The following is a 5,162-nucleotide window of genomic DNA, read 5'->3' as shown; positions in this document are numbered from 1 at the left end:
TTTACCAGATAATCACTGATTATTTATTTTACCCATTTATAGCCCTTAAAAAGGGTTTCTTTTTCAGCACCCTCTATGAAATCGCTGCTCTTTTTTTTATAACTGACTCGCCGCTGCTTCGTCTACTATTAGTACCACATCTGGGTGGTTTTGCAGAATGCTTGCCGGTACTTCTTCTGTTACAGGCCCATTCACTGTATCTGCTATAGCTTTCGCTTTGTTTTCACCGTAAGCTAGAAGAATAATCTTCTTGGCTGCCATAATGGATTCAATCCCCATAGAATAAGCTGATTTAGGAACATCTTCTTCTGATTCAAAAAATCGCTTATTCGCTTCTATCGTTTCTTGTGTTAAAGAAACCTTTTGAGTATGCGTATCGAAGGGTGTACCCGGCTCATTAAAACCAATATGCGCATTCGTTCCAATGCCGAGGATCTGAACGTCAATTGGATAACGTTCTAAAATGGCATTGTAGCGTTTAACTTCATCTTCTTCATCTGCTAAACCATCAGGAATATGTGTTTCTTTAAAGGGTTTCTCATTAAATAATTGTTCAGTCATAAATGTATGATAGCTTTGAGGGTGATCGGATTCTAAACCAATGTATTCATCTAGATTAATGGCTATTTTATCAGAAAAGTCCAAATCACTGTTTCGCAGTTCGGCATATAAGGTTTCAGGCGTACTACCAGTAGCTAGGCCAAAAACTTCCGCCCCTTTATCATAGGCTTCTTTAATCAGTTCAAAGGCTTTTTTACCGCCCTCTTCTTTATTTTTAACTGTTATTATTGTCATATTAGAATCAGTTGTTGAACTCATGTACTTTTCCTCCTGCAATCGTTTGTTTTAATGTTAATACTTTATCCAATACAAGCATATCGGCATCGAAACTCGGCATTAATTGTCCTTTAGTTGATAAGCCAAACTCCTTTGCCTGATTGAAAGAACTCATTTTAACCGCTTCAAGCATGGAGCAGCCTGTATACTCCATCATATTTTTAAACGCATCAATAAATGTCAGGACACTGCCAGCCAAATTTCCGCTTTCTAAACGTGCCTGTTTATCTTTTATAAAGACTGTCTGACCGCCCAGCTCACTTTCTCCTTCAGGCAACCCTTTAGCACGCATGGAATCTGTAATGAGCACAATCCCGTCAGCACCCTTAGTGCGGTAAGCCAGCTTCACCATTTCCTCTGAAATATGAAAGCCATCCACTATCATTTCAACCGTTACATCATCCTCCAGCAACCCGTAACCTGTCACTCCGATTTCACGATGATGCAAGCCTTTTTGTCCATTGAATAAATGCGTAATATGGGTCGCTTTTGATTCCAGCAACTCTTTATAATTAGCCCCGGAATGTCCTGCTGATAAAACAATATCGTTTTCTACACAGTATTCTTCAAAATCTGACACGTCTCCCGTTTCAGGCGCATAAGTAATGAGACGTATAAGGTTCCCACTCAATTCCTGCCATTCTTTTAGCTTATCGAGCTGAGCGACACGAATATACTCTTCCGGTTGGGCTCCTTTATAATCTTTTGAAATAAAAGGCCCTTCCACATGAATACCCTGAATCATCGGATTGCTTTCTGCTGCTTCAGCTATGGCTTTTAAAGCGGCTTCGATAGCTTCATCCGATTGAGTCATTGTCGTTGGAAAATAGGATGTAATGCCTTCTTCTAACATTTTTTGAATCATGTCATTGATCTTATCAGGATCAGCATCCATATTGTCTATGCCGTATCCTCCATGACTATGAATATCTATAAATCCTGGGATAACATACTTCCCTTCCATGTCAATGACTTCTTCGTTCTCTTCTTCTTCAAAGAGTTCCATCTTTCCCACACCAAGAATCGATTCTTCAAAGCGAATATACCCTTTTTCTACCTCGCCTTCTCCAGTAAATAGATGGGCATTTGTATAGACTTTAACCAATTTAACTCCCTCCTCATAATAAAACGTGCGTTTAAATCATATGTACTTCCTTTACTCAAAAAGTAAAGGAAGTGGCTGTCATTTCCAGAAATCGTCAAAGATGGTGACAGGCAAGTGTCTCTTGTGTTGGGATTTCAAATAGTGTTCTTCTATTTTTTCAGCTGATTCTTCAGCTATTTCTTTTCCTAATAAATAATCATCAATTTCATCATATGTCACACCTAAAGCCTCTTCATCCGATTCACCTGGATTGTCTTCTTCCAAATCGGCTGTTGGTGTTTTATTCACTAAATACTCTGGAGCACCCAACTCTTTGAGGAGTTCTTTTCCTTGCCTTTTATTTAAAGGAAACAAGGGATTAATATCCGTTCCCCCATCGCCATGTTTGGTAAAGAAACCTGTGACGGCTTCTGCTGGATGATCGGTTCCTATGACGACTCCGTTTAATTCACCCGCTACAGCATAGTGAGCAATCATACGCATTCTGGCTTTTATATTGCCTTTATTGAAATCCGTAATGGATAAATCATTCGCTTCAATACTTTTGACATGGGCATCTACTGAAGGTTTAATATCAATTTTCATAACCCTGTCTGCTTGAATCCATTCAATCGCATCTTTAGCATCGTCTTCATCTTGCTGCTCACCATATGGTAAACGCAAGGCAATAAACTGGTAATCCGACTGTCCGGTCTCTTCTCTTAATTCTTCTGCAGCTAACTGACAGAGCCTTCCTAACAAAGTGGAATCCTGTCCACCTGAAATGCCTAATACCATTGTTTTTAAAAAGGAGTGTTTTAAAACATATTCTTTTATAAAATCAATAATGCGTCTGACTTCTTCTTTAGGATCAATCGTCTGCTTGACTTGCATTTCTTCCACAATCTGTCTTTGTAAATCTGACATCATTGGTATCGACTCCTATTTTATTTTTTTAAAAAAGAGCATTATTTTCTGTTGCTGGGCTTTTAGAAATTTTCTTAAACAATTTAATTGTCTCTACTTTTGCATCATACAGTTTTTGAGATAAGTCAACCGGGTAAGGCTCTGGGTTTAACAAGCGTTTATGCTCATCCCACTGTTCAGATAGACTCTCTTTGGCATAAGCTTTAATCTCTTTTAGAGAAGGCAAATCATATACCAACTCACCATCTACCACAATATCGTGTAGAAGCGGTCGAGCTGAGAAATCATTGAGTGTTTTATTGATATAGGTATACTGGGGATGGAACATATAAAGTTCCTCTAGTTTGTCCGGACGTTCGTCTGATAAAGCCACGTAGTCTCCCTCTGGTTTCGTATCGTTGTACGAGCGTATACGCCAGACTTGCTTTTTCCCTGGTGTTGAAATCTTTGCCACGTTAGCCGTCAGTTTTAAGGTGTGATGCATGTCTCCGTCATTTCCTTCAACGGATACAATTTTATAGACAGCCCCTAAAGCTGGTTGGTCGTAGGCCGTTATCATTTTTGTCCCTACGCCCCACACATCGATTTTAGCTCCCTGCATTTTCAGGTTTAAAATGGTTTCTGCATCCAAATCATTCGATACAAAAATCTTGGCATCAGGGAAACCGGCTTCGTCCAATTGTTGTCTCACACGTTTAGATAAATAAGATAAGTCTCCAGAGTCTAATCTCACACCTACAAAATTAATCTTGTCTCCCATTTCTTTTGCTACCCGAATCGCATTGGGGACCCCTGAGTCAATCGTATGATAGGTATCCACTAAGAATACACAGTTTTTATGCGTTTCAGCGTACGCTTTAAACGCCTGATATTCATCACGGTAGGCTTGAACTAAAGCGTGTGCATGGGTTCCTGAAACAGGCATACCGAATACTTTCGCCGCACGCGTATTACTTGTCGAATCACACCCGCCAATATAAGTGGCTCTTGCTCCCCATAATGCCGCATCCAGTTCTTGCGCTCTTCTCGCACCGAACTCCATAACCGGATCATCTCCTGCTGCTGTTTTAATTTGTGCTGCTTTTGTAGCAATCAATGTCTGGAAGTTGACAATGTTTAATAAAGCCGTTTCTATTAATTGACAGTCAATCAATGGTCCTTCTACTTGAATAAGAGGTTCATTAGCGAAAGCCACTTCTCCTTCTTTAAACGAACGAATGGTGCCTCTGAACTTCCACTCACTTAAATACTTCAAAAAGTCTTCCGGATAGTTTTGTTCTTCTCTCAAATAAGCTATGTCTGATTCATTGAAATGGATATCTGAGATGTATTGTACAACTCGTTCTAAACCTGCAAAAATAGTATAGCCCATTCCAAATGGGTTTTCACGATAATACAATTCAAATACAGCGTTCTTATCATGGTTGCCCTTTTTCCAGTGGGTATAAATCATATTCAATTCATATAAATCTGTATGCAGCGCCAAACTGTCATCTACATATGTCTGGTTCATTATTTGTCCTCCTGTGACCCTTTTTCCTGTTAGCAAGTATACCATATTTTGACCTCGCTTGTTTACAGTGTCTCTATCTTAACTATATAATTTTTTGGCTCATTTATTAATTAAAAAGGGTTATAATGGGGGTTTTATTATGTTCCCGCCTCTTACTGCTGGTATTAAAGTAAATAGGCACATCCAGATTATTCTGGATGTGCCCTGGTTCTATTTAATCGTCTGATTTCCGCCATTGCGTTGAGCAGCTATCATTTTTTTTGTTGCTTTTTGGATAAACTCACTGATGGTATCCCCATGATTATAGGTAACAACCCCTGCACTAACTGTAATCCTTCTTGGAACAGGGTACACATTATTCAACACTTGATACCGAATGGCTTCGGCAATCGCATAAGCTTCTTCTTCGGTTTCATTCTCTAATAGAATCATGAAAACCGATTCCCGGTAGCGTCCCGCCACATAATCCTTTCTGACCACTCCTTGGATTAACTCGCTCGTTGCTTTTAAAATATCTTCCGTTAAGACGACTCCCAACTCTTCTTCATAGCGGGCGTAATCATCGACTCGTAACATGACAAGGGATAAAGGCTCACTCGTTCCTCTCAATTTAGCTAGTTCCAGCAACAAGGCTTGACGCGCATATAACTGGGTTAAGGGGTCGGTTTTCATCTTACTTTTCAAATTTTTATTGGTGACTTTCAACTGCTGTTTTTCCTCTTCTTCTTCCGTTACAGAACTATCAAGCGTGAAAGCCCACGGTTTTAATCGTGGGATGAGAGCGTAAATGGAGATAAATGT

The 5,162-nt window shown here is 39.6% G+C and carries 5 protein-coding genes; all 5 read right to left on the bottom strand.

Features of this window, described 5'->3' with window-relative positions:
* Window positions 1–96: 96 nt before the first annotated feature.
* Window positions 97–795 carry a glucosamine-6-phosphate deaminase gene (locus ABDZ53_RS05660; RefSeq protein WP_343754622.1) on the bottom strand — a complete coding sequence of 233 codons (699 nt, stop codon included), beginning with the start codon at window positions 793–795 and terminating at the stop codon, window positions 97–99.
* Between the two features lie 7 nt (window positions 796–802).
* Complete coding sequence (gene nagA, locus ABDZ53_RS05655) at window positions 803–1,942, bottom strand: N-acetylglucosamine-6-phosphate deacetylase (RefSeq protein WP_343754620.1); 1,140 nt, start codon at window positions 1,940–1,942, stop codon at window positions 803–805.
* Window positions 1,943–2,020: 78 nt separating this feature from the next.
* The gene (gene nadE / locus ABDZ53_RS05650) at window positions 2,021–2,848 is read right to left on the bottom strand and encodes an ammonia-dependent NAD(+) synthetase (RefSeq protein WP_343754621.1); all 828 of its coding nucleotides are present in this window, start codon (window positions 2,846–2,848) and stop codon (window positions 2,021–2,023) included.
* A gap of 28 nt (window positions 2,849–2,876) precedes the next feature.
* Window positions 2,877–4,361, bottom strand: coding sequence for a nicotinate phosphoribosyltransferase (locus ABDZ53_RS05645; RefSeq protein ID WP_343754619.1), 1,485 nt, complete (start codon window positions 4,359–4,361; stop codon window positions 2,877–2,879).
* Between the two features lie 210 nt (window positions 4,362–4,571).
* Window positions 4,572–5,162 (bottom strand): GGDEF domain-containing protein (locus ABDZ53_RS05640; protein WP_343754618.1); only part of this gene is annotated, 591 nt, incomplete at its 5' end.

It is taken from the genome of Alkalibacterium iburiense, assembly GCF_039521845.1.
In the GTDB taxonomy this organism is placed as follows: Bacteria; Bacillota; Bacilli; order Lactobacillales; family Carnobacteriaceae_A; genus Alkalibacterium; species Alkalibacterium iburiense.
The sequence above is the reverse complement of the archived record's forward strand: the minus strand, read 5'-3'. Positions and strand labels throughout refer to the sequence as shown.

Coding starts and splice junctions, on each gene's coding strand:
- ABDZ53_RS05660 (WP_343754622.1), bottom strand. CDS start 795: ATGACAATAATAACAGTTAAAAATAAAGAAGAGGGCGGTAAAAAAGCC.
- nadE (WP_343754621.1), bottom strand. CDS start 2,848: ATGTCAGATTTACAAAGACAGATTGTGGAAGAAATGCAAGTCAAGCAG.
- ABDZ53_RS05645 (WP_343754619.1), bottom strand. CDS start 4,361: ATGAACCAGACATATGTAGATGACAGTTTGGCGCTGCATACAGATTTA.